Annotated in this window: 15 protein-coding genes; 4 read left to right on the top strand and 11 right to left on the bottom strand. The window is 41.2% G+C overall.

Going from position 1 to position 21,293, the window contains the following annotated elements; translation table 11 throughout:
- The 4 genes from DFQ04_RS00290 to DFQ04_RS00275 all read right to left on the bottom strand — a co-directional run bounded on the left by DFQ04_RS00290 (position 1) and on the right by DFQ04_RS00275 (position 5,069).
- A complete protein-coding gene (locus DFQ04_RS00290) occupies positions 1–666 on the bottom strand; it encodes a response regulator transcription factor (protein ID WP_133551546.1) in 666 nt (221 codons plus the stop codon).
- Positions 663–2,924, bottom strand: coding sequence for a lipid-A-disaccharide synthase N-terminal domain-containing protein (locus DFQ04_RS18260; protein ID WP_166637221.1), 2,262 nt, complete (start codon positions 2,922–2,924; stop codon positions 663–665). The genes DFQ04_RS00290 and DFQ04_RS18260 overlap by 4 nt, the downstream gene beginning before the upstream one ends.
- Complete coding sequence (locus DFQ04_RS00280; RefSeq protein WP_133551544.1) at positions 2,921–3,661, bottom strand: glycosyltransferase; 741 nt, start codon at positions 3,659–3,661, stop codon at positions 2,921–2,923. The genes DFQ04_RS18260 and DFQ04_RS00280 overlap by 4 nt, the downstream gene beginning before the upstream one ends.
- A gap of 184 nt (positions 3,662–3,845) precedes the next feature.
- A complete protein-coding gene (locus tag DFQ04_RS00275) occupies positions 3,846–5,069 on the bottom strand; it encodes a PepSY-associated TM helix domain-containing protein (RefSeq protein WP_133551542.1) in 1,224 nt (407 codons plus the stop codon).
- A 187-nt stretch (positions 5,070–5,256) separates the two neighbouring features.
- Between DFQ04_RS00275 and DFQ04_RS00270 the strand changes: the two genes are divergently transcribed.
- A complete protein-coding gene (locus DFQ04_RS00270) occupies positions 5,257–6,030 on the top strand; it encodes a DUF6503 family protein (protein WP_133551540.1) in 774 nt (257 codons plus the stop codon).
- On the opposite strand, the gene DFQ04_RS00265 is transcribed toward DFQ04_RS00270, so the two are convergent.
- From DFQ04_RS00265 to DFQ04_RS00250, 4 genes are read right to left on the bottom strand one after another with little or no spacing between them, the layout of a single operon-like run.
- The gene (locus DFQ04_RS00265) at positions 6,027–6,890 is read right to left on the bottom strand and encodes a transglutaminase family protein (RefSeq protein WP_133551530.1); all 864 of its coding nucleotides are present in this window, start codon (positions 6,888–6,890) and stop codon (positions 6,027–6,029) included. The genes DFQ04_RS00270 and DFQ04_RS00265 overlap by 4 nt on opposite strands.
- A gap of 2 nt (positions 6,891–6,892) precedes the next feature.
- Complete coding sequence (locus DFQ04_RS00260; RefSeq protein WP_133551528.1) at positions 6,893–7,636, bottom strand: peptidase; 744 nt, start codon at positions 7,634–7,636, stop codon at positions 6,893–6,895.
- A gap of 7 nt (positions 7,637–7,643) precedes the next feature.
- The gene (locus DFQ04_RS00255) at positions 7,644–8,612 is read right to left on the bottom strand and encodes an alpha-E domain-containing protein (RefSeq protein WP_133551526.1); all 969 of its coding nucleotides are present in this window, start codon (positions 8,610–8,612) and stop codon (positions 7,644–7,646) included.
- Positions 8,613–8,624: 12 nt separating this feature from the next.
- Entirely contained in the window at positions 8,625–10,052 is a 1,428-nt protein-coding gene (locus DFQ04_RS00250; protein WP_133551524.1) for a circularly permuted type 2 ATP-grasp protein, read from the bottom strand.
- A gap of 215 nt (positions 10,053–10,267) precedes the next feature.
- Here DFQ04_RS00250 and DFQ04_RS00245 point away from each other — a divergent pair, with 215 nt between their 5' ends.
- Entirely contained in the window at positions 10,268–11,170 is a 903-nt protein-coding gene (locus tag DFQ04_RS00245; protein WP_133551522.1) for a YitT family protein, read from the top strand.
- Between the two features lie 117 nt (positions 11,171–11,287).
- Here DFQ04_RS00245 and DFQ04_RS00240 read toward each other — a convergent pair whose 3' ends face one another.
- The 3 genes from DFQ04_RS00240 to DFQ04_RS00230 form a co-directional block, all read right to left on the bottom strand.
- Positions 11,288–12,232: a hypothetical protein gene (locus DFQ04_RS00240; protein ID WP_133551520.1), complete on the bottom strand. Its 945-nt coding sequence runs from the start codon at positions 12,230–12,232 to the stop codon at positions 11,288–11,290.
- A 183-nt stretch (positions 12,233–12,415) separates the two neighbouring features.
- Positions 12,416–14,476 (bottom strand): methionine--tRNA ligase, encoded by a 2,061-nt coding sequence (metG, locus tag DFQ04_RS00235; RefSeq protein ID WP_133551518.1) that lies wholly within the window; start codon positions 14,474–14,476, stop codon positions 12,416–12,418.
- Positions 14,477–14,576: 100 nt separating this feature from the next.
- The gene (locus DFQ04_RS00230) at positions 14,577–15,209 is read right to left on the bottom strand and encodes a TetR/AcrR family transcriptional regulator (RefSeq protein ID WP_133551516.1); all 633 of its coding nucleotides are present in this window, start codon (positions 15,207–15,209) and stop codon (positions 14,577–14,579) included.
- Between the two features lie 125 nt (positions 15,210–15,334).
- On the opposite strand from DFQ04_RS00230, the gene ligA reads away from it, so the two are divergent.
- Together ligA and hsdR are read left to right on the top strand one after the other, a co-directional pair.
- Positions 15,335–17,788 carry an NAD-dependent DNA ligase LigA gene (gene ligA, locus DFQ04_RS00225; RefSeq protein WP_133551514.1) on the top strand — a complete coding sequence of 818 codons (2,454 nt, stop codon included), beginning with the start codon at positions 15,335–15,337 and terminating at the stop codon, positions 17,786–17,788.
- A gap of 271 nt (positions 17,789–18,059) precedes the next feature.
- Positions 18,060–21,293, top strand: a complete 3,234-nt coding sequence (hsdR, locus tag DFQ04_RS00220) for a type I restriction-modification system endonuclease (protein ID WP_133551512.1) — start codon at positions 18,060–18,062, stop codon at positions 21,291–21,293.

Raw genomic sequence — 21,293 nt, 5'->3', positions numbered from 1 at the left:
TCATTCTTTAGCCATGTAACCGACCCCACGAATCGTGTGGATGAAATCCTCGTCTTTTTGCAATTCCAGTTTTTTCCGAAGGGAATTGATGAAAACATCGATCACACCGGTATTGTACTCGAAGTGGATATCCCAAACGCTTTCAATGATTCTGGTTCTTCTGCAAACTTGATTTTTATGCCTGATCAAAAATTCCAAAAGAGCAAATTCCTTCTGGGTCAATTGAATCTCCTTTTCCCCTTTAAAAACCTGAAACTTTTCAGGATACATCACCACATCGCCTATGGTTAATTTTTGCTCAGAATTGGTCTTCAACCTTAGCTGGACTTGGATTCTAGCCAAAAGCTCTTCGAAATGAAATGGCTTTTTGATGTAATCATTCGCACCAGTCTGCAATCCAAACACCGTTTCATCCAAAGTGTCCTTGGCGGTCAGGAAAATGATGGGGGTCTGTGGATATTCTTTTCTAAACTGACGTGTCAATTCAATGCCGCTGATCCCCGGCACCATCCAGTCCAAAAGCAGCAAGTCGTAATTTCCTGTAAGGGCAAGGTCTAATCCGGTTTTTCCATTATCTGCCACGTCCACGACAAATGCTTCCTCTTCCAATCCCTGCTTTAGGAAATTGGAAATTCCGGGTTCGTCTTCTACAACAAGGATTTTCATGGCTCTTTTCGGGCTATTTCCATAATCTTCCACCCATCAACTTCTTCCAAGACTTTCCAGTCTAAAGAATCCGGAAGCGCGGGCAATGTCTTAGTTGCTTTGGCTATCCAAAGTCCCTCCTGATTTGATTTTTGAGTAATCCATTCAGGCTGATTTTTCAGATCGATCAATGAATTCTTCCAGGAATCGTCTCTTTGAAATTGAGTTTCTCTATTCAAACTCTCATCACCGTAGTAGATTGAAATTACCGATCTTTCTGTTTCAAAAGGAACAGAAGGTAGGATTTTGTCAAAAATCACAATCCTCGTCGAATCATCAGTATGCTCTTCAATCCAAGCTGTGACTTTTTTTGTGTCATTGACCAATTTGGAATTATTGCTGAAGACATAAGTCGACATACCGGTAAGCATCATGGTAAAAATCCATGTACTGATCAAAACTCGATCTGAATTTTTTATCCCAGACAGGTACATTCCCAAAAGCAAACACAATAGAATTACTCCTAGAAAATAAAATTTCAAATTCAGATAGAGACCTTCCACGAAATACGGCGAAAGGAATAGCGTAAGAATCACAATCACCTGAAAAATGGTCTGAGCTATTCCCCATTTCTTCTGAACACGTTTATTCATTTTATCCCAAATTGCGATAGAGGCAATGGCTAAACCGCCAAACAAGGGAAGAATGTAAAGGATCAGTTTAGAATGACTTAGGGAAAAGATCAAAAGAGGGACAAATACCCAAACCCAAAACTTGGCAGCGATAGGGATTTTCCCTGAAAAAATCGACTTTGTCTTATACAACAAAATCAAAAACCAAGGAAAAGCTGCAAGCAAGAGAATTGGAATGTAATACCAAAAAGGCTTGGTTCTGTGGAAAACATCACTGGAAAAGCGCTCCACGGTTTGCCTCAAGACGAAGTAGTCAAAAAACCTAGAATCCTCTCGGAATAACATCAGGAACCACGAAAGTCCTATAACCAAGAAAACTAGAATTCCGAAAAGGGTATTAGAATCGACTTGGAATTTTCTGGTAGTAAAAACCCGATAAGCCCAAAGGGAAACAGGAACGAGTAAAATCACCGGTCCTTTGGTTAGAAATCCTAGGCCTAGGAAAAGGTAGAAGAGCAGATTATCTGACTTTCTCCCAGTTTTACTATACCTAAACCAGAAATAAATCGCCGCCAATAAGAAAGTGGCCAAATAGGTATCAGTGGTCAGAGCCCTTGAACCAATAATTACCACCGGGAAAGAAGCATAAAGCAGGGCCGATTTGAAGGCTTTACTTTTATCTTCAAAAACCATTTTCCCCAGTTGATAAATGAGCAAAATCTGAAGGAGAACTGCTATTTGAAGGAAAAATCTGGCCGCAAACGAATTGATCCCAAAAAGCTGATAGGAAACTGCAGTGATCCAATAAGTCATCGGAGGCTTATGGTAATGATAAATTCCCATCAATTGAGGATGCAGCCATTCCCCAGTTTGCACCATTTCCTTACTGATCTGGGAATACCTCGCCTCGCTGGTTTCTGTTACAGACCAAACGTTCAGGTTGAAAAACAAAAAGAAAGAAGTGACTCCTAAAAACAGCCCCATTCTGTACTGGATGATCTTTTCCAAAAAGTTGACCTTACTTCTATTCTGATACCCGAAGTGGATCATGATATTTCTCAGGTAGACAATCAAGCCAAATGCCTGCCCGATGAATAGGACAGCATCTTTTCTAATTATCGCATAACTGGTGATCAGCAAAGCCCCGAAAATACTGATGTACCAAAAGCTTGGAGGGAAATAGGACTTTCCACTTTTCTCAGAATAATACCATTGGATCAGGAATCGGGAAGTAAAAACCAACTGTCCCAAACTTCCCCAAGTCAGCAGAAAATAGCTGATATCCGGATTATTGAGAAGGAGTAAAAATTCTGAATTCCAAAAGAAAATGAAATAAAGGGTAAAGAGAACTGGCAGGCTAAAGAAAAAAGCCTGAAGAAGTTTAGGGAATTTCTTCCATTCACCTTGGATCTGAAGGTTTCGGATATAGACAAAATAACCTAATATCTGACCTCCGAATATGGCTAAATCATGCCTAAAAGCGCCATAAATCATCAATAAAGCAGAGGCAACCAAACTCAATTGCCAAAAAATAGAAGGTGAAAGTACCTCTCCCTTTTTCTCGGATTTGACTAATTGGATCAGGAATCTGGCGGAAAACAAACCCTGAGCGAGAAAGCCTAAACCCAATAGAATTGAACCTTTCATTGCTTAACCTTGGCGTCTGTAGGTAGATTTGACTCGGCAACCTTATAGGATATTTTCCTTTTGGACATCCACCAGACCGCAAAGGTATCTTGCAAAGGAGACAAAAGTCTATTCCATAAATTGAACTTGCTTTTACCGGTCATTCTTGGAAAATGCGAAACTGGAACCTGCTTTACTTTTCCTCCATAAATCAGTACTAAGGCTGGAATGAATCGGTGCATTCCCTTGAAGAAAGGCAGGGAAACCGCAAGATCTCTTTTGAGAATTTTAAGAGGACAACCGGAATCATTTACTCCATCATTGAGCATAAAATCCCTGAAATTGTTGGCTATCCTTGAAGAAAGATTTTTCACAAAAGAATCCTTTCTGCTAGCCGACCTATCTCCTAAAACCAAGTCAAACTCATTGAGAAAGGGCTCCAACTTTAAGAAGTCATTCGGAACTGTTTGCAAATCTGCGTCGATATAGCCCACATAGCTGGAAGTGGCTACATCGAATCCAGCCTTAATAGCTGCACTCAGGCCTGAATTCTTTTCTAGAGAAATGTATTGGAAACGATCGTTCGAAGCACAGAGCTCTTTAATTCTCTGCAAACTCGAATCTTTTGATCCGTCATTTACCAATAATACTGTTGGATTTAAGGCACTGGATTGAAAATAGGATGAAAATGCCTGGGGAAACTCTGGAATCGCTTCTTCCTCATTGAAGATCGGAACGATAATACAAAGTGATTCCATAGATTGAAAATTTGAAAACAAAATTGACCTTTTAGATCAGATTCAAATAATTATTAGCCTTAAAATATTCTTAAAATTCCCGTAAATCAACAAAAAAGAGAATCTTAATTCCCAAAGATATGGGAATCAGTTTCTCCTTTTGAAATGAAATTTATTCTTAAATCAGGGGAATCGCTCCTAGAAATTAGGCTACTTCCATAGCAGAAGATTGAGCCTTCTTTCTTTGGGATGATTTTTTCTTACCTCTCTTATTCCACCAAATCAGGGTACCCGTGATTGGAAGCGAGGTGGCAATTAGACAGCCGAGGAACCAGAGGAATTTGGTAAACTGACCGAATATTTCGCCAGTATGCAAAGCCTTCACTGATCTCCCAATCTGTTGTCTAACAGGAAGATCTGAAAATAATTTAGTCTCCTTTACTGCAAGGCTATTGGGATCAAGCGTCAATTGATCTGATCCGGATTTAGCAAAAAAACCTGTTCTGGATTTACTGATGGAAACTTCTCCTTTTCCATCTGAAGGAAGGGAGATTCGAACGAAGCCAGCGTAATCCAAATTTTGATTGCTCACCTGCAAAACCTCGTCCAATGAAATCAGTGGAAGAACTGTTTCTTCTTCTACAATCTCAGCAGTGGAAATTTCTTCAGACTTACTCTGGGGGGCAGGATTGCTGGGAGCTTGGTAAATATCCCAGGTCTTTTGCCAACCTTCTCTATACCATTGGTAGGACCAAAACGGACCGGTCACCGCCATCAAAAACAAAGTCAAAAGGGAATAAAAAGCCATGGTATTGTGAAGGTCATGGTTTACTCTTTTCCAATTTCCAGACCACTTGATTTTTAATCCTTGCTTCCAATTCTTCACTTTTTGAGGAAACCAAATTACTATTCCTGTAATCACTCCCAAGAGAAACAAAAGCGTAGCAATTCCATTGATAAATCTTCCCAAATCACGATTTCCCATGCTTTCTAAAATCGGTTCCTCTACCCGATCTAAAAGCAACCAACGATGTAGGGAAAACATGTATCCCATGAATTCTTCTGATGCAGTCCTTTCTTTGGAATCAGCTAAAATCGCTGCAGAATAGGGATTTACAAAATAGGTAACAGGTCTCTCCTCACCTTCCAATTTGACACTGAATTGAACTGATCGATCATCTGATTCATAGACGTTCACTCCTACCACCTCGGCTCCAAGTTGCTGCTCAACTTCACTTTTTAGCTTATCCAAGGATAAGCGGTTTCCTCCCTTTTGGACGAAATACCTTTCCGAATCTGCAAATTCACGGATTTCTGTATTGTAGACATAAATCGTCCCGCTAAGACAAACTGCAATCACAATCAATCCACTGATCAATCCAGCGTATAGGTGAATGTCATTTAAAAATTTTCGGATCGGTTTCCACATAATAGGTTTGGTTTGCTAGGACTTAGACTTAACGACTGGACAAAAGTAAAAAAGGATTCTTATTATTTAGAATTAGTCTAAAGAAAATTTATAAAAATCTTAATGCTTCTGGATCTCTAATTTTTGAAAGGACTTTTTCTAGGAAAAATTTTGGGTTTATTTACCTTGCTGATTCAAACAGAAATCCATGAAATTCACCCAAAGCCTTTTAGCAATTCTTTTAATTTTTGCCTTTTCCTGCAAGCAGGAGCCATCAACCCCTAATCCTAGATTAGAACAGCCTGAAGAGTTCAAAAAGCTTTTGGATGCTCATGGGGACTGGAAACAATGGATTGATGCCAAATCCTTTTCCTTCAATATGGTGCACGAAACCAACCTTGCTTGGGAAAATCATTACATAGATTTGGTCGGAAGAAAAGTGAGAATTGATGGGGACACTTGGCAGATCGGGAACGATGGACAAAATGTATGGATTAGCCCAAACAGACAGGCATTTCAGGGTCAATCCGTTCGCTTTTACCATAATCTGTATTTCTACTTTTACAGCATCCCTTACATTTTTACCGACCCGGGAGTGATTGTGAAAAAAACAGATCCGAAACTATTGAATGGAGTTAGTTATGAAGCTTTTGAAGTAAGCTTTGAGCCCGGCACAGGAGATAGCTCCAAAGACAAATACTTCATGCTGGTAGATCCAGAATCTGGAAGGTTAGCTTGGCTGCTCTATTACGTCACCTTTTTTGATCAAAACAACACCAAACTCAACGCTTTGAAGTATGACGATTACCGAGATGCGGATGGATTAGTCTTCCCAAGAATTTTGACTGGGTACGAATTAGTGAATGATTCCACCAAAAATATCCGCTACCAAGTAAGTTTTACAGGTCCTTTATTAGTCAATGAAGCCTTGGATGACAAGTTGTTTAAGATGCCTGAAAACAATGCGGTAGTGGCTAATTAACGGGTCTTATGTAGCAACTTGATATCCACTCGGGTAGTGAGTTCGGAATCGGCCTTTCCAGCAAATGTTCCCTGAACGGGTAAAGTCCTAAATGGATTGGGATGCGAAGCCAGGGGAATATGGTGATGGTCTGTAAGGAGTCCCAAACTGGGATCTAATCCTATCCAACCTGCTCCCGGAAGAAATACCTCCACCCATCCATGCAATTCATGTCCTTCCTCCAATTCTGGATTGAAGGCATATCCACTTACAAATCGGGAAGCTAAACCCAACTCTCGAAGCATCTGGATTTCCATCAAAGCCAAATCCCGGCAACTCCCGGTCTTATTCTCAAAAGTATACCCAGGCTCCCAAATGTTTTCTTCGGCTCTGATCTGATGCTCCCATCCTTGATACACAGCCTGGGTTAGGTTTACCAGAAAGTCTACCAAACCCGTGGATAACTTTTTGATTTCCATCAAGAAGTCTGTAAACTGATTTTCTTCCTTATCCTGTAAAAAAGGAATCAGGAAGGCAGTATTCTCTTCGTAAGAAAATTGAAAAAAAGGATCATTCCAGCCCTTATCCTCAAAAGACTTATCCAAAATGAAGGCAAATGGATTGAATTCCCTGAGTTTGAAAATCCACTCGGTGGATATTTCCAATTGTTCCGTTTCTCCTGTAAACCAGCTTTGGCTATACCAATTACCGGCTAGGTCTTGGCGGAAATTTTGTCCACTTGGAATGGGTAAAATCTCAAATTTTTGGTGCTCTATTCTAAAATAAGGCCGATGCTGTGGGTGTAAATACAACTTGTGAATTCCCAGAACAACCGGTGAGGAATATAGATACTGTGTATGGTGCCAAACTTGAATGAGCATGGTTAATTGTTTTCAACCAAGCTTTCCATGTCTTCAAAAGCACTACTTAGCACCTGAGACGGCAATTCTGCGATGGCATTTTTTAGTCGGTTATTCCAGAAGTTTGAAATATGCTCCAACTCTTTCTGTTCAAACCGCTTCTCCTTGGTGAAATATTCGTCGTTTTTCAAAACAACCGTGTCGATTGGGAAATCCACATCATTAGCTGAAATCCGGGTAGCATCAAAGGCCAAAAAGGCACATTTCAGGGCATATTCCAAAGAATCATCGTAATGCAAAGAACGCTTCAAAACAGGATTTCCAAAACCCGTATTTCCAATAATCACAAAAGGAGTTCCTTTGCGAATCTCTATCCAATTTCCCTGAGGATAAAGCAAATACAACTTGGGTTCGGGATCATTTTCCAACTGTCCTCCAATGATTGAAAACAGATTAAACTGTAATCCAGCTTCCTCCAAATAGGACTTATCCTCTTTTGCGACGATTTTCACCTGATTTCCAAACTCGTTTACCGCTTGGTACATTTTGGTAAACTTATCGTCCTTTTGATCAATTACCTCGGAGAAATAGGTAATGGCTTTGTCTCTCACTGAGCGCAAGCCGGAAGTCATGATAAAAAACGAATGTTTTTTTCTGTTGACTGTATAAACCTTCTTGGAAGTAGTAGTTTCATTCCCCGAGGTGATTCGGGTATCGGAAAGGCCTACCAATCCATTTTTTGTTTTGATGCCGAGGCAAAAGGTCATGTTTGAATTAAGATTTGACAATCACATTTTCCTTCAATTGGAAAAAGTTGCTGTCGATGAGGTCCGAAATATGGTTGATTTTTATTTGGAGTGTATCCAAATATTCATGAAGTCCTGTAGAAATTATATCATCTACCTCAGAGAACTCTAAGCGGGACTTCAACTCCCCCATTGCTTTCTCGGCTGAGTTTTTGAATCCTTCTGAATTGTTTTCTGAAATCAGGTGAAGGTATCGTTCGGATTCTTTGAGGCAATAATAAATTGATCTGGGGAAATACTTGTTCAACACCAAGAATTCAACCACACCGGAAGGATCAATGGTTCCATACAACCTTCGATAGGTATTGAATCCTGTTACAGACTTCAATAAAGCCGTCCAATGCAAAAAGTCCAAAGGAGTACCCACCTCCAAAGGAGAAGGTAAAAGGATATGGTATTTTACATCCAGAATTCTTGAAGTTTTGTCGGCTCTTTCCAGCATCTGTCCCAATTGGCGGAACAACCAGCCTTCGGTTCTAGCCACAGTCGCATCTGCCAGACCATAAATCAACAGGATTTGGTTTTTGACCATTTCAAAAAACTTCCTGGGGTCTTCTTTTTTCCAGACTTTTTTATCGCAGCCATCCTGAAGCATGTAATACAGCTCATTGATTTTTTCCCAGGTTTCCTTACTCAAGTTTTCCCTGATAATCCTCGCATTCTCCCGGGCCTTAGTCACTGCAGAAATCATGGAATTTGGATTATCCCGATCAAAGGCCAAAAACTCCATCACCTCATGGCGATCAAAGGTTTCATGTTTGGTTTTATATAAATCCAAATCCCCCGTTGCTGCAACTAAGGGCTGCCACTGCTCCTTCAGATCCATTGGAAGGTCCTGCATCAAATTGAAATTCACATCGATGAAGCGGGCATAGTTTTCGGCTCTTTCCAGATACCTACCCAACCAGTAAATATGACTTGCTACTCTACTTAGCATACGTTATTCAAATTATTTATACAAAACCCAAGTATCCTTACTTCCTCCACCTTGGGAGCTATTGACGACCAGAGAGCCTTTTTTAAGCGCTACTCTCGTCAGTGATCCAGGAATTACCTCAATCTCTTCTCCATATAAAATATAGGGACGCAAATCCACATGTCTCCCCTCTAGCCCTTCCTCAGTCAAGCAAGGAACTGTGGATAAAGACAAGGTCGGCTGCGCGATGTAATGCTTGGGATTTTCCTTGATCAAGTTCCTGAATTTCTCATGCTCCTCTGGGCCTGCTTTTGGACCTATCAACATTCCATATCCTCCCGCAGCATCTGTTTCCTTGACCACCAAGGATTCTATATTTTCCAAAACATACTTTCTATCCTTCTCCTCTCGACAGAGATAGGTGGGCACATTATTCAAAATAGGTTCCTCTCCGAGATAGTATTTGATGATTCTTGGGACATAGGCGTAAACGGCTTTATCATCAGCCACTCCTGTTCCAGGAGCATTGGCAAAAGCTATATTTCCGGCCTTATAAGCTTCAAAAATCCCAGGAATTCCAAGCATGGAATTAGGATTGAAGGTCAAAGGATCCAGAAAAGAATCATCGATCCTTCGATATATCACATCAATTTGCTCCAGTCCTTTGGTCGTCTGCATATAGACTTTTTTGTCCTTTACGGTCAAGTCCATTCCAGTCACTAATTCCACTCCCATCTGAAGTGCCAAGTAGGAATGTTCAAAATAGGCAGAGTTATAAATCCCCGGAGTCAAAACCCCAACCTTTGGCTTTGGCTTGTCCGAAAGGAATCGGAGCATTTTCAGAAGCTTGGTAGGATAATCAGAAACTGGCATCACTCCCTCGTCATTGAACAATTGAGGGTAAGCACGTTTGATGATTTCCCGGCTTTCCAACATATAACTTACCCCAGAAGGGCACCTGAGATTATCTTCCAGGATGTAATATTCTCCATCCTTGTCTTTTACCAAATCCGTCCCAGTAATATGGCACCAGATCCCTTTGGGCGGAGTCAAACCTATACATGGACGCAAGAAATCTTTGGAACCCAAGATCAAATCCTCCGGAACAATCTTATCCTTCAGGATTTTTTGTTCATTGTAAATATCCTGGAGAAAAAGATTCAATGCATGAACCCGCTGCTTTAATCCTGCCTCTATTTTACTCCATTCCGAATTGGGAATAATTCTAGGAATAATGTCAAGATGAAGGATTTTCTCCAGTCCTTGATTGTCATGGTAGACATTAAAAGTCATCCCCATGGCCTTTTGGGTCTTATTCGCAGAAAACTGCAACTGATGCATCTTCTTGGAGGAGGTTTTCCTTAAAAATTGAGCAAACTCCTGGTAATGAGGTCTGATCTCCCCATTTTCATCAAACATTTCATCATAGTGCTCCCCGTGAGCATATCCTTCTGTTTTCATCGGGCTTAGTTTTAATCTTCTTGAAGTTAAAAAAGAAACTTCAAAATCAAATATTTCTAAAAAATTGATTGATTAAGCGATTATTTTTTATCAATAACCCTGAAAATAATTATCATTTTCAAAAAACCAACCTATTTTTTATCAAGTAATAAATTACCCCAATTCTTTATTGTCCAAAAATTGGGTCTAATTTTAAGGTAAGATTAAAAACAGAAATGCCCAAAAGACTTTTAAAAATTCAGGATACCAAATGGGTCCAACGCGTAACAGTTTGGAGACAGGTCAAAGATGTGATCTTTATTGGAATCGGAGTAGTCATGGCCGCCATCGGTTTAAAAGGATTTTTGCTGCCTAATGGTTTTTTTGACGGTGGAGCCATGGGAGTTGCCTTGCTTCTTCAAATTTTAACTCCATTAAACCTATCAATTTTGATCCTATTGGTCAATCTCCCATTTATTTACCTCGGGTATCGTCAGGTTTCTTTAAGGTTTGCCTTAAAAAGCACTTTGGCAATTTTCGCCCTTGCACTTTTGGTTCATTATATCGAACTGCCGACCATCACTGCAGATAAATTATTGATTGCCGTTTTTGGAGGTTTTTTCTTGGGAAGTGGAATAGGTTTCGCGATCCGCGGCGGAGCGGTGATCGATGGCACAGAAGTTTTGGCGATCCAAGTTTCCAGAAAGTCAAGTTTGACCGTCGGCGATTTTATCACAGTATTCAATGTCTGCCTCTTTTTAGTAGCCGCATTGATGGTGGATCTAGAAACCGCCATGTATTCTATGCTGACTTATTTCTCAGCATCCCGAACAGTTGATTTCTTAATCAATGGAGTGGAAGAATATCTTGGCGTAATGATCATTTCTGAGTACAACGAAGAGATCAAATCAAAAATCACTTACGACTTGGGCCGTGGAGTGACCGCATTTAAGGCAGATGGAGGCTTTGGGGAAAAAGCCAAAAACCCAGACAGAAATGTGCTCTTCTGCGTGGTGACCCGCCTGGAAGTGACAAGAGTTTTAACTGAAATCGAAAAAATCGACCCCAAAGCTTTTGTGATTCAATATCCGATCAAGGACACCAAGGGAGGGATGATCAAGAAGAGGCCGTTGCATTGATTGGAAGACGCAAGAGACAAGACATAAGACTCAAGACAATAGCCAAAAAAGTAATGCAAGGTCTTTTGTCTCTAGCATTTTGAAATTTTGAATTAGTATCGAAAGGTATTTGGTAACCTACTCCATCAGCCTAAACGTGGATGATACCTTTTTGAATAAATCCAAATTCGATTGGAAATGCGAATTAGCATTGCCGATCAACATGTAATACTTTTCATCATCAAAAAGCATCACCACGAAAACCAATTCCTCTGGTTTATTGGAACCCTTTGAACCGATAAAGTCAAATTCAAATCCTGATAATCCAGCTATTTGAACTTCTCGCAATTGATCTTCCTCCACTTGAATTCCTGAATACGGCAATTGCTTGATCCGATTCACGGCGTATTCACGAGTATTTTCCACCTCCACAGGATAAATAGAAGAACCTATAAGAAATGATGTTTTATCCGGAGATTCAGTTGGAAGCTTCCCATCAACGGAAAAAAACAACATCCCTGAGCGCTCCCCTGCTTCCTTCAATTTGGTGGTTTCGATTTGAATGGAAAATGGTTTTTGAGTTTGCTCAACCGCTTCAGGATCATAAACAATGGAGAAAATAGACTCTTTCATTGACTCAATAATTCCAGGATGATCTGAAGGGCAAACACCCATAACCATGTATACAAAGTCCTCATTCCCAAAAAACATAGTTTGATTAGTATAGGGATCCCCATTCCTAATTTCTTCTGTGGTAAAAAACTTACCTTGAATTTCATTTATCTGCACCTCTTGGACTTGACCAATCAATCTATTTTGCCCAATAATCCCCTCAAGCTCCGACTCTAAACTTGAAAATTTCCCCTCTGGAATCTTAGATACAAAAATTGCCGCATGAGCAGTGGGAAAAAGAAACCCTGGCATTCCCATAGCCAAAAAACTAGGGGGAGGCACCATAAAAACTTCAGTACCAGGAATTAATTGATGATTTTCTGACTTTTGGTTTTTTAGCTCAATTTGACTGTATGAGGGAAAACTTAGAAAAATGGCCAATAGGGCGACAAGGACTCTTCTTTTGAACATGGTGGATAATTATAAACTTCAAGAATTAATTAGGTGAATCGCAAAATAAATAGAAGTACGAACCAACCAAACTCCTAGGGAGTATTTGTTTTACCTAACAAAAAACCTGTCAAGAAACACTCCTGACAGGTCTTTTCGAATCCAACTTCGACTCCTAGATACTTGGTACTTGATACTTGCTACTTAAGAAATCGTCGATCCACTCGCAGTCCCCTCATGAGGCACGAGCAACTTCAGCTTTCCATCTTTGTCTTCTGCCATCAAAATCATCCCTTCAGAATCGATTCCCATCATTTTTCTTGGAGCTAAATTGATCAGCATAGTCACTTGCTTACCTACCAAAAACTCAGGCTCAAAATGCTCTGCCACTCCACTCAAAACGGTGCGATGTCCCAATCCGATATCCACTTTTAACTTCAGCAACTTCTTAGACTTAGGCATTCGCTCTGCTTCAAGAACAGTCACCACGCGCATATCCAGCTTGGCAAAGTCATCATAGGTAATAATCTCCTTCATCGGAGTCACAGGTGTATTTGCAGCTTCATTCATTTTCTTAGAATCTAGAAGTTTTTGTACTTGTTTTTCTACGGTTTCATCTTCGATTTTTTCAAAAAGAAGACCCATTGGACCCAGAGCCCGGTTGGCTCGGATCAATTCTCCATTACCTGAATCGGCCCAATTTGGATTTTCCATTCCAAAAAGATCAAACAACTTTTTAGCGGTATGAGGAAGGAACGGCTCAGAAACGATTGCCAAATTTGCAGCGATATTCAGCGCAATGTTTAGGATAGTTTTGGTACGAGCTTCGTCTGTTTTAATTTCTTTCCAAGGCTCAGTATCGGCTAGATATTTATTGCCCATTCGAGCTAAATCCATCACCAATCCCAAGGCTTCTCTGAATCGATATCGCTCAATGGAAGCAGATATTTTTTCCGGGAAACCAGCTAATTCTTCCAAAACTTCCTTGTCAATACCTCTCAATTCTCCTCGATCAGGAACAATCCCATTAAAGAATTTATGAGTCAAAACAACCGCTCTATTGACAAAATTGCCATAAATGGCTACCAACTCTGAGTTATTTCTGCCCTGAAAATCTTTCCAGGTAAAGTCATTATCCTTGGTTTCTGGGGCATTCGCAGTCAGTACATAGCGCAAGACATCCTCTTTTCCCGGAAACTCCTGCAAGTACTCGTGCAACCAAACCGCCCAGTTTCGGGAAGTAGAAATCTTATCCCCTTCCAAGTTCAAAAACTCGTTCGCAGGAACATTTTCAGGAAGAACGTAGCCTCCATGAGTTTTTAGAATTGCCGGGAAAATGATGCAATGGAAAACGATATTATCCTTACCAATGAAATGAACCAGCTTGGTGTCCTCATCTTTCCAATAAGGCTTCCAGTCAATTCCTTTTTCAGCTGCCCATTCTTTGGTGGAAGAGATATAGCCAATCGGCGCATCAAACCAGACATAAAGAACTTTGCCTTCTGCATCCTGCAAAGGAACCTTGATTCCCCAGTCCAAATCTCGGGTCATGGATCTTGCCTGCAGTCCATCCCCTGCTTCTAACCAAGAGCGGCATTGCCCCAAAACGTTATTTTTCCAGTCATCTGCATGATCCACCAAGATCCACTGCTTCAAAAACTCTTGGTATCTCGCCAAATCCAAAAACCAATGCTTGGTTTCTTTCAAAACTGGAGTTCTTCCACTCAATTTTGACTTTGGATTGATCAGTTCGGTAGGACTCAAAGAAGTCCCGCAACGCTCGCACTGATCCCCATAAGCATGTTCATTTCCGCATTTCGGGCAAGTTCCTTCAATGTATCGGTCAGCCAAAAACTGAACAGCCTCCTCATCGAAATATTGCTCAGTGGTTTGCTCTAAAAACTCTCCTTTTTCATACAAGTCCTTGAAAAATCCCTGAGCCGTTTCGTGGTGGATTTGGGCAGAAGTCCTAGAATAATGATCAAAGCTAATTCCGAATTCTTGGAAGCTTTTTTTCATCATTTCATGGTAATGATCTACCACTTGCTGAGGAGTTTTTCCTTCTTTCTGGGCTTTGATGGTAATCGCAACTCCATGCTCATCCGACCCGCAAATAAAGGCTACATCTCTGCCTTGGGATCGTAGGTAACGAACATAAATATCCGCTGGAACATAACATCCGGCTAGGTGACCGATATGCAGAGGACCATTCGCATAGGGCAATGCGGAAGTAACGGTATATCGCTTAAAATTCTTTTTGCTCATAAATAAACTAGATGGAAGACAGGAGACGGAAGACCGAAGTAGCCTTTGCTCAGCCTTCTAAAATCGATGCCAAAGATAGGAAAATCGTCCGAAGGTAGCCTTAGGCGTTTTGAAATTCATTTCGGGCCTCTTCGGTCAAAATCCCATGATAGATAATACTTATTGCCTGGTCAAATGCATCCGAAGGAGCCATTTTCAGGCCTTTTTGAATACTCTCTGGAAATTGGGCGATAAACTTCGGATCCCAAAGTGACTGAACAGCAGCAGCATACAGCATCACCACCAGATTGACGTTGATTCGAGGATTGACCAATCCCTTGGAAGCTCCCTCCTCGACCAGTTTTGCAAATCTCAAGTGCGCCGACTCATTGATATAGGCTTTGAGATCCAGCCAGATTTCTGGAGCATGCTCTCTCAAATCCTCAAAAATCTCGGGATTTATCGGAGCCAAATAAGTGGCTACTACGGATAAAAATGACCTCAACTTCAGAGGAAATGGTAAATATCTATTGTCTAAAATTGCCTCCACCTTAGCTGTCATTCGGGTTCGAAGGAGGTCAAAGCAGGCTACTGCCAAGTCCAACTTTCCCGGATAATGCTTGTAAAGCGTTTTCTTACTCATTTGCAACTCTTGGGCAATATCATCCATGGTCGTATGTCTGTAACCTTTTTCCAAAAAAAGGGCATAGGACACATCCAGGATTTTTGCTTCAGGGCTATTTCGTTTGGCCATTTGTCTTAAATCGAACCCAAAGATAAGTAAGGAAGCCAGAACCTCCCTCCTAAAAATCCTCTTACCAATTACCTTGGTTGCATTGCGGGCAAACCCTATTTTTACCTTCCAGAATTTTTCACCCCATGACTCACGCAGAAGCCGCTCATCGCATAGCCCAACTTTCCAAGGAAATCAATTACCATAACCAATTGTATTACCAGGAAAGCAGAACTGAGATTTCGGATTATGAATTCGATCAGCTTTTAGAAGAATTAGTCAAGCTGGAAAAGCAATTCCCTGATCTGCTTAAATCTGACAGTCCAAGTCAGCGAGTGGGTGGGACCATTACCAAGGAATTTCAAACCGTAGAGCATGAATACCGCATGCTTTCCCTAGGGAATACTTACACCATAGAAGATCTGAAGGCATTTGATGAGCGAGTGATCAAAGGCCTTGGGCATACCAATTACGAGTATTTCTGCGAAATGAAATTTGACGGAGTGGCGATTTCATTGGTGTATGAAAATGGGCATTTAGTTCGTGCGGTCACCCGGGGAGACGGAACCAAAGGCGATGACGTGACGGCCAATGTAAAAACCATCCGAAACATCCCTCTCACGATCAAAGCAGCCAATGTCCCAGCCAAATTTGAAGTCCGCGGTGAGATTTTTTTACCGCTCAAGGAATTTGAAAAAATCAATGCAGAACGTGAGCTAAATGGAGAAGCGCTTCTCGCCAATCCGAGAAATGCAGCCTCAGGAACTTTGAAAATGCAGGACAGTTCGGTTGTGGCCAAGCGAAGACTGAATTGTTATTTCTACCAACTTTTGGGTGATACTATCGGAGTAACTAAACATGATGAAGCCATCCACCTGATTGAGAGTTGGGGATTCAATGTCTCCCCTACTTACCAAAAAGCCAAGAACATCGATGAGGTTCTAGACTACATCGAAAAATGGAGAGAAATGCGTTTCTCGCTTCCACTTGATACAGATGGGGTTGTCTTAAAAATCAACGATTACGATCAGCGTGAGGAACTAGGTTTCACTGCCAAAATCCCGCGTTGGGCGATTGCCTACAAATACAAAGCTGAAAGTGCAGAGACCGAACTTTTGTCCATCACCTACCAAGTGGGAAGAACAGGGGCAATTACCCCGGTGGCAAATTTGGCACCCGTACACTTGGCCGGAACTACAGTAAAAAGAGCTTCCCTCCACAATGCCAACGAAATAGAACGTCTGGATATTCATGAGCGGGATTTTGTTTTTGTGGAAAAGGGAGGAGAAATCATTCCAAAAATCACAGCCGTCAATCCTTCGCGCAGAAAACCTGGAGCAAAGCCAATTCAATACATTGATACCTGTCCGGAATGCGGTTCCAAACTGATCCGAAAAGAAGGAGAAGCCAAGCATTATTGCCCTAATGCTTCAGGCTGTCCTCCACAGGTTTTAGGACGGATAGAACATTTCGTGAGCAAAAGAGCTATGGATATTGATTCCTTGGGAACTGAGCGAATCCGGGCTTTAATTGATCAGGGATTTATCCGAAACTACGCCGATATCTACGATCTGGAAACCAAGCAAACAGAGCTTCTTGGTCTGGAAATGAGCCAAGACCAGTACGAAAGGGAGGCAACTGGTTTGTTATACATCTCGCTTGAAAAGGCACTTTTTTCATTAACAGAAAGCATTTCTTTCAAGCAGATTCAGGACTTTTTGAGCGAAACAGCCCACCTGACTCTGAAGGAACAGCTAAGAGCATTTCAGGCTCAGGTGAGAGCTTGGAAAAAGAAAGTCCCTGCCAATGTAGGCATGATCGATTACCTGCTTCAAAACCTCAGCCAGCATGAGGAATTGATGAAGGTAGAAGACTATGTACCCGTGGCCGTGGTTTTGGAAATTTTCCTTGGAAGAAGAGTGTCTTTTGAAAAAATACTGGAGGCTAGTAAAAAACATGGAACCGTCCACATGATTCTTCTGGAGTTGGATTTGGATTTACCTTCGGAAATCACCGAGCGAATCAAAAAACTCAAAGCCAACACCTTCCAAGAAGGGGTAATTTCCAACATGATGGAAGGGATTTTCAAATCAAAAGAACAGCCTTTCGAGAAAGTGCTTTTTGCCTTGGGAATTCGAAACATCGGAGAAAATACCGCTCAACTTTTGGCCAGACATTTTGGGTCCATAGAAAATCTTCAAGCGGCCTCCCCAGAGCAATTGCTCGAAATCAATGGCGTGGGAGAAACTTTGGTTCACAGCATTCATGAGTTTTTCGCACAGCCAGAAAATCTGGATCATATAGCCAGACTCAAAGCTCATGGTTTGAAATTCGAAATCGAACAAAGAGAATCAACCCAATTGGGAAATGCCTTGGCTGGTAAAAAGATTTTGGCATCCGGTAAGCTCCAAAACTTCAAGCGAGATGAGATTGTGGACTTTGTTCAAGCCCATGGAGGGCAGTATCTTTCTTCAGTTTCCAAGAACTTGGACTTCATCATCGAAGGAGAAGAAATGGGGCCAAGCAAAAAAGAAAAAGCCCAGAAACTTGGAGTTCCTTTGATTTCCGAGGAGGAATTTATGAAGATGGTGAATGGTTGAATTAAAGAAAATAGATAAAAGACATTAGACTATAGAAAACCAAAAGTTTGATAATTAGAATTTGATTTATGGATGTTGGGATTAGTCATCCTCGTTATTTATAGAGGTGGCGGAATTTCAAAAAACGAGCAAGACTTACTTTTTCTTCCCTCACACTAAAAGTCTATTTTATAGTTTGTAAAATTTCCATTACTTGTAGATAACAATGATATTCAAGTAATTTTTGAAAATCAAAACAAGTAAGAAAGCATCTAAGTAGTAATTCTTTTTTATGACCTTTTCAAACTTTTCCTTTCTAGAAACTGAATTCCCCATACTTTTTAATATTGGGCAAGCTGCAGAATTTAACTTTCACCAAGATCCTGTTACCTGTCTTTTTAAACTCAGACAGTTTGGTGAGCGACTGACGGAATACCTTTTTGAGGAGCATCATTTGGACTTTCCGTATGACAATACGTTCCATAATCGGATTAAAAATCTAGAGTTGGAAGGGGTAATTCCATCTCAAGTCAAAGACCTTTTGAACTCCATCAAGCACAAGGGCAACATTGCGGTGCATCAAAATAAGGCAAGTCAGAAGGATGCTGAAGAATTGCTTTTTACCAGCTTTAAAATTGCCCGATGGTTTTACCAATCCTATTCTGAAGAAAATCAAAGCTTATCCACTGTCCAATTTCAGCTCCCAGCTAAACTCGATGCACGACATGCCCTAAATGAACTGGAAAAGGAGCATGCTGAATTGCAAAAACAATTTGAAAAGCTGCTTCAAGAGCGTGATAAATCAGCTCTGCCTGCTGAAAAGCAAGAAGAAATCAGGGTGCGTTCTGAAAAGGCTGCCAGTAAAATCGAAATGTCTGAGGCTGAGACTCGAACGCTGATTGACGAACAACTCAAACTAGCTGGATGGGAAGTAGATACCAATACGCTCAATTTCAAAAAATGTAAAACCCTACCCCAAAGAGGCAGAAATTTAGCGATTGCCGAGTGGCCTTGTGGAGAGAAGTGGGCAGATTATGCCTTATTTATTGGGTTTGAATTGTACGGGATAGTGGAGGCAAAACGCTATGCTTCTGATATCTCAACAGACCTTCATCAATCCAAAATCTATGCTGAAAAGGTAGAGGTCAAGCATGAGGCTGCTTTGTTGGGGAAGTGGGAAAAGTATCAGGTCCCCTTTCTTTTTTCTACCAATGGGAGACCTTTTCTCGAGCAAATCAAGACCAAGTCAGGTGTCTGGTTTTTGGATGTACGAAATCCCTTCAATCGATCAAGAGTCCTGCAAGGTTGGTATAGTCCCGAAGGTTTGGTCAAATTATTCGAAAAAGACCGAAAGGAGTCTGAACTCAAGCTTCAAAGCGAACCCATTGATTTTTTAGAAGCAGAAACAGGCCTAGGCCTTAGGAAATATCAGATTGAAGCGATTAGAGCTGTAGAAAGGAAGTTGATAGCTAAACCGGAAGATCGGAGAACGCTGATCACGATGGCAACGGGGACAGGGAAAACCCGAACGATCATCGGACTTGCTTATCGCCTGATTCAATCCAATCGATTTCAGCGAATACTCTTTTTGGTCGATAGGAGATTATTGGCTCGGCAGGCCATCAATGCATTCAAGGATAACAAGATTATCGGACTCAATACTTTCGCTGAAATCTATGATGTCAAGGAATTAAAGCATTTGACACCTGAATTGGATACGCGTCTCCATTTTGCCACGGTGCAGGGCATGGTCAAAAGACTTTTTTACAATGAAGGAGAGGATATACCCGCGATCGATCAGTACGATTGCATTATCGTAGACGAAGCCCACCGAGGATACCTTCTAGACAGAGAACTGGATGAGGATGATTTGGAGTTCAGGGATCAGCGGGACTATGTGAGCAAGTACAGGATGGTTCTGGATTATTTTGATACTCATGCCATCGGACTGACTGCTACTCCTGCCTTGCATACTACAGAGATCTTTGGAAATGCCGTGTACACTTATTCCTATAGGGAGGCAGTGATTGATGGGTATTTGATCGATCATGAACCGCCCATTTTAATCAAAACCCAACTTGGGGAAGAAGGAATCAAGTGGGAAAAGGGTGAAAAGCCCAAGATTTACGATAAAGAAAGCAACTCCATTGTGGAACTGGAGCAATTGGAGGATGAATTAAAGATTGACATTTCCGGATTCAATAAGCAGGTCATTACAGAAAGTTTTAACCGGACAGTTATTAAGGAATTGGTCAAAAGCTTAGACCCAGACGGAGATGATAAGACACTGATTTTTGCTGCAACAGACGAGCATGCAGATCGGGTGGTGCAATACCTAAAAGAGGAATTTGAATCAATTGGAGTGGACGTCCCTGATAATGCCATTCAGAAAATCACTGGAAAATCCTACGATCCCGAAGAGCAAGTGGCCCGATTTAAAAATGAAAAATACCCCAATATTGTCGTCACGGTAGATCTTTTGACCACCGGAGTAGACGTGCCGGCAATTTGTAACCTGGTCTTCTTGAGAAGAATCAAATCCAGAATTCTCTACGAACAGATGCTAGGTAGAGCTACCCGTAGATGCGATGAAATCGGCAAGGAGGTCTTTCAGATCTATGATGCGGTGAAGATCTATGAAACTTTGGAGGATTTTACTCAAATGAAACCTGTGGTCTCCAATCCCAAGGCCAGTTTTCAGCAATTGGTAGAGGAGCTGGATCAGATCGAAAAGGAGGAGCGAACTAAGCGTCAGATTGAAGCCTTAATTGCCAAACTCCAGCGAAAAAGAAAATACCTGGAAAATGATCAAGAGGATGCCTTTCTCTACAATTCCAAAGGAGAAAGTGCCGATAGTTTTCTGGAAGATTTAAAATCCAGAAAACCTGCAGACGCGGTAGCAAAGGTGAAATCCGTCCCAACTTTATGGAAATATTTGGATGAGCTAAAACCTTCGCCTGTAGGAACTTTGGTTTCAGAACATGAAGACAGGCTTCTGGGAGTAGAGCGTGGCTATGGGAAAGGTCAAAAACCAGCCGATTATTTGGATAACTTCGCAAAGTTCATTCAGGAAAATCAAAACCGTATCGAGGCGCTGAAGATTGTGACCAGTCGTCCTGCCGAATTGGATAGGAAATCACTAAAGGAATTGCTTTTGGCTTTGGATCATGAGGGTTATAGCCTTTCCAAGTTGAAATCTGCATGGAAGGAAGCCAAAAATGAGGATATCGCAGCAGACATCATTTCCTTTATCCGAACGCTATCCTTGGGAAGTTCTTTGGTCAGTCATGAAGACAGGATAAAACGGGCAGTGGACTCTATCCGTGCTATGAAACCTTGGAATAAAATCCAATTGAAATGGATAGACCGTTTTGAACTGCAATTGCTGAAAGAGACTATCCTGAGAAAAGAAGATTTGGATCAACCACCTTTTAGCGAGAATGGTGGGTTTGATCGATTAAATAAATTATTTGAGGAGCAGTTGGAGCAGGTGATTGCCCAACTGAATCAAAATCTATATGCCTAA

The organism is Algoriphagus boseongensis (assembly GCF_004362805.1).
GTDB classification, from domain to species: Bacteria; Bacteroidota; Bacteroidia; order Cytophagales; family Cyclobacteriaceae; genus Algoriphagus; species Algoriphagus boseongensis.
This window is presented reverse-complemented; position numbering and strand designations above follow the sequence as displayed.

What these genes read in the sequence shown, in the direction of transcription:
- DFQ04_RS00240 (WP_133551520.1), bottom strand. Translation starts at nt 12,232, where the DNA reads ATGTTCAAAAGAAGAGTCCTTGTCGCCCTATTGGCCATTTTTCTAAGT.
- DFQ04_RS00280 (WP_133551544.1), bottom strand. Translation starts at nt 3,661, where the DNA reads ATGGAATCACTTTGTATTATCGTTCCGATCTTCAATGAGGAAGAAGCG.
- DFQ04_RS00245 (WP_133551522.1), top strand. Translation starts at nt 10,268, where the DNA reads ATGCCCAAAAGACTTTTAAAAATTCAGGATACCAAATGGGTCCAACGC.
- DFQ04_RS00255 (WP_133551526.1), bottom strand. Translation starts at nt 8,612, where the DNA reads ATGCTAAGTAGAGTAGCAAGTCATATTTACTGGTTGGGTAGGTATCTG.
- hsdR (WP_133551512.1), top strand. Translation starts at nt 18,060, where the DNA reads ATGACCTTTTCAAACTTTTCCTTTCTAGAAACTGAATTCCCCATACTT.
- metG (WP_133551518.1), bottom strand. Translation starts at nt 14,476, where the DNA reads ATGAGCAAAAAGAATTTTAAGCGATATACCGTTACTTCCGCATTGCCC.
- DFQ04_RS00230 (WP_133551516.1), bottom strand. Translation starts at nt 15,209, where the DNA reads ATGGCCAAACGAAATAGCCCTGAAGCAAAAATCCTGGATGTGTCCTAT.
- ligA (WP_133551514.1), top strand. Translation starts at nt 15,335, where the DNA reads ATGACTCACGCAGAAGCCGCTCATCGCATAGCCCAACTTTCCAAGGAA.
- DFQ04_RS00265 (WP_133551530.1), bottom strand. Translation starts at nt 6,890, where the DNA reads ATGCTCATTCAAGTTTGGCACCATACACAGTATCTATATTCCTCACCG.
- DFQ04_RS00250 (WP_133551524.1), bottom strand. Translation starts at nt 10,052, where the DNA reads ATGAAAACAGAAGGATATGCTCACGGGGAGCACTATGATGAAATGTTT.
- DFQ04_RS00270 (WP_133551540.1), top strand. Translation starts at nt 5,257, where the DNA reads ATGAAATTCACCCAAAGCCTTTTAGCAATTCTTTTAATTTTTGCCTTT.
- DFQ04_RS00260 (WP_133551528.1), bottom strand. Translation starts at nt 7,636, where the DNA reads ATGACCTTTTGCCTCGGCATCAAAACAAAAAATGGATTGGTAGGCCTT.
- DFQ04_RS00275 (WP_133551542.1), bottom strand. Translation starts at nt 5,069, where the DNA reads ATGTGGAAACCGATCCGAAAATTTTTAAATGACATTCACCTATACGCT.
- DFQ04_RS00290 (WP_133551546.1), bottom strand. Translation starts at nt 666, where the DNA reads ATGAAAATCCTTGTTGTAGAAGACGAACCCGGAATTTCCAATTTCCTA.
- DFQ04_RS18260 (WP_166637221.1), bottom strand. Translation starts at nt 2,924, where the DNA reads ATGAAAGGTTCAATTCTATTGGGTTTAGGCTTTCTCGCTCAGGGTTTG.